4 protein-coding genes are annotated in these 3,181 nt (G+C 41.5%); all 4 read left to right on the top strand.

The features are described 5' to 3' along the window. Positions 1 to 189 precede the first annotated feature (189 nt). Entirely contained in the window at positions 190 to 1,020 is an 831-nt protein-coding gene (locus tag CSX02_RS10320) for a metallophosphoesterase (RefSeq protein ID WP_242970470.1), read from the top strand. Positions 1,021 to 1,041: 21 nt separating this feature from the next. Beyond that, entirely contained in the window at positions 1,042 to 1,170 is a 129-nt protein-coding gene (locus CSX02_RS13995) for a hypothetical protein (protein ID WP_272757778.1), read from the top strand. Between the two features lie 58 nt (positions 1,171 to 1,228). Continuing rightward, complete coding sequence (locus CSX02_RS10315; RefSeq protein WP_099386616.1) at positions 1,229 to 1,447, top strand: hypothetical protein; 219 nt, start codon at positions 1,229 to 1,231, stop codon at positions 1,445 to 1,447. Between the two features lie 254 nt (positions 1,448 to 1,701). Next, positions 1,702 to 3,120 carry an RNA polymerase sigma factor gene (locus CSX02_RS10310; protein WP_189281508.1) on the top strand — a complete coding sequence of 473 codons (1,419 nt, stop codon included), beginning with the start codon at positions 1,702 to 1,704 and terminating at the stop codon, positions 3,118 to 3,120. Positions 3,121 to 3,181: the final 61 nt, after the last annotated feature.

Genomic DNA, 3,181 nt, shown 5'->3' with positions numbered 1-3,181 from the left:
TAAAGTGTTAAGCCAGTTGACTGAGGAATATCCACATGGCTGCAATGTGGGCAAATATTTGATGGTGGAGTCATGGCGTAGCTATGGCTCCATTTCTATATTCAGAAAGGGAAGAATTTACGCTGTTTGATCATATTAAAAGAGATAAGGAGACGTGATAGCATTAGCAAAAATGCGTCCAGATGGGATATGGAATGGAGATTGAAAATGAGTGAGCAAATAAAACAGAATTGGTTCCTTCTAGGAGATATCCATGGAAGCGCAGAACCAATTAGATATTTCTATTATCAGAACAGGGAAAGATTATCGTTAGATGACTGTGATAATCATATTATTTTACTTGGTGATGTAGGCTGTAATTTTGCACTTACTGGACAGCGGGATTATAAATTCAAGATGGAACTGTCGCAGCTACCATTTACATATATTTGCCTGCGTGGAAATCATGAAGCGCGAGTAGCTATAGTGATGGAAAGAAATCCTAAACGCTGGGAGTCGGTTCAGAAATATGGTGGAGAAGTATATGTGGAAAAAGAATTTCCAATGATTGAATATCTATCAGATGCGCCAGCTATATATGACCTTGCTGGGTATAGAACGCTATCGTTTCCAGGAGCTTACAGCATTGATAAGTGGTATCGATTGGCTCGCCATTGGACATGGTATGAGGATGAGCAATTAACCGAAGCGGAAATGCAATCGGGCCGAGAACTTGTAGAGAGGGAAGGGAAGATTGATTTAGTAATATCGCATACCTGTCCACTTATATATGAGCCGAGAGATTTGTTTCTGACAGGAATTGACCAAAGTATGGTGGACAAATCTATGGAGCGATATCTTGGAGAAATTGAATTTGATTTAGATTACAGGAGATGGGCGTTCGGACACTTTCATGCAGACCGCTTATTTCCATGGAATGATGGAAAGCAAATGTTAATGCTATTTAATGAGAATGTTGTAGACCTAAAGAAATTTATGGAAATGAAGGAAGGCGATTCGCTGCAGGAGATATTGGCATAAAGTGAAAAGAGGAGGAATTTAATGCGTGATATTAATAGAATAGAACCAATGTTGGAAGAACTAAAGTGTGTCTGGGAACAATATCCAGACTTGAGATTAGGACAATTGATTTGCGACATTGTTCCAGAAGATAAGCTGTATGATGTGTAGTAGGGTTCGACAAATTGTGTTAAAATACAAGATATTAGATGCAAAGAGGTGCGAACTGGTGAGTCAAGAAGAAAAAGCGGTAAATAAAATCATTAAATTTAACTATTTTGTGGGTTATTTATCAATGGATGGTCGCGGACCTAGTGATGCGCAAATTAGCATTATGAGAGATCATAATGTTGATGAATGGTTTTATGGATTCTGTGAACAGGTGCGGTACCTATTCCCGAAAGCGCACATTGCACAGATGATTCGATATTATGCATATTTGATTTAATGAAGGGGAATGTACAAGATTGGGATGGCATTCGCCTGACCACACAGATTCACGATGACCTGTTTTTGACTGATAATCGACCTGAGTGGTCGGAAATAATCGGAAGTGAAGCGAATATAGTGGAACGATGTCAATGCCATTCTTGATGTTACAAAGATTTAGATATATAATGTATCAACCAAAGAAAGGGTTCAAGCCGGTGCCAAGGACTGGCGGCAAACGCAAAGGTGTAATAAAAGAAAAGGTTAATGAAAATGAGTGAAATAAAAAAACAGATGGACGATGCAAAGCAGCGTGAATACAAAGATTTGTATGAGACATATTACAGACGTGCTTATGTTGCTGCGCGCCAGATTATCAATCAACACGAAGAGTGTGAGGACATTGTACAGGAGAGCTTCTTGCGATGCTTTTCTAAAATGCAGGACGGAGTTGAAATCCTCGGATTTGGAGCTTATATTGAGACGATAGCAAAAAATATTGCAAAGGATCATATCAAAGCGCGTGAAGCGAAAAAAAGACCGGATGAGATTCTGTCATCATTTCAGACGGAAATGGATGATGGGGAAATGGATTTAATCGAGGCGCATCGTTCGGAGATTCAAAATGCGATTATAAAAGCCGGAGATTTTTATCAGACACCGGAAGAACTGTTGGAGCAAAAAGAATTACAGGAAATCGTCGCAGAGATTTTGGATGAATTGCCGGACTATCAGCAGGAAGCGCTATCGCTTTATTATCTCGAAGGCATGAAATGCCGCGAAATCGCAGAATTGTATCAAGTTCCGGTGGAAACCATTAAAAGCCGCGTGAAGCAGGGAAAGAAGAAGGTCGAAAAGAAGGTGCTTTTGTTTGAAGAGACCAAGGGGATTCGTCTTCATGGTCTTTCAGGAGTTGCACTATTTTTGTTCTTGTTCCGTCAGAGAGTTAGTGCCCAGGCAGCGACGATTGCAATACCGCCTGCAGCCGGCTACGCCGGTGTTTCAGCTGCAACACATGCAGCACAAACTGCAGCAATTGCAGGAAAGGCGGTGAGCACAAAGGTACTTGGAATTGCGATTGCAGGAGTTCTTTCAGTAGGGGTGATAGCCGGTGCGGGAGTAGGAATCTACCGTTCTTTCAATAAAGAATCTGGCACCACCCAATCACAGCCGGCTGATTCGAAAAAGCAGGAGAATACCCGCGAAAGAGATACAGAAAATACAGCAGATTTAAATGATGCAACTCAAAATACGGAATCAGAAGTTTTGGCAGCGCCGGAATTTATCGAAGTGGAAGAGGATGTTTATCACAAATATTGGGAACAACACCATCAGGAACTGATTGATGCGGGATCTATAGAAGGTGATGGCGATGCAGTTCTGATTTCATGGCCGGATGTGCCAAATGCCGATGGATTTGAAGTGACCACTGTCTGGGCAAATGAAGAGGGCGGGGAGAATCCGCATGTTTATGAAATTGAAAAGACAGGAAATGGGACATATAAAGCTGCAGATGGCGTGTACAAAGATGCTTACGATCTGATTACCTATCAGATTTCGATGGAAGTGCCATATACTGACCGCTTACAGTTTGTGGATCCTTGCTATGGATGGAAGCTGCTTTCTGTTTCGATAAAATCCTATCGCATGAATGGAGAACAAAAAATCTGGTCGGAAGAAGTCACTAGATAAATTTTAACTCAGTCGGGGTACAAGCTCCGACTGAGTTAAACGCTCCGCGAGGATGCGCACG

This window comes from Agathobacter ruminis (assembly GCF_002735305.1).
In the GTDB taxonomy this organism is placed as follows: domain Bacteria; phylum Bacillota; class Clostridia; order Lachnospirales; family Lachnospiraceae; genus Roseburia; species Roseburia ruminis.
The sequence above is the reverse complement of the archived record's forward strand: the minus strand, read 5'-3'. Positions and strand labels throughout refer to the sequence as shown.

Coding starts and splice junctions, on each gene's coding strand:
- CSX02_RS10320 (WP_242970470.1), top strand. CDS start 190: ATGGAATGGAGATTGAAAATGAGTGAGCAAATAAAACAGAATTGGTTC.
- CSX02_RS13995 (WP_272757778.1), top strand. CDS start 1,042: ATGCGTGATATTAATAGAATAGAACCAATGTTGGAAGAACTAAAGTGT.
- CSX02_RS10310 (WP_189281508.1), top strand. CDS start 1,702: ATGAGTGAAATAAAAAAACAGATGGACGATGCAAAGCAGCGTGAATAC.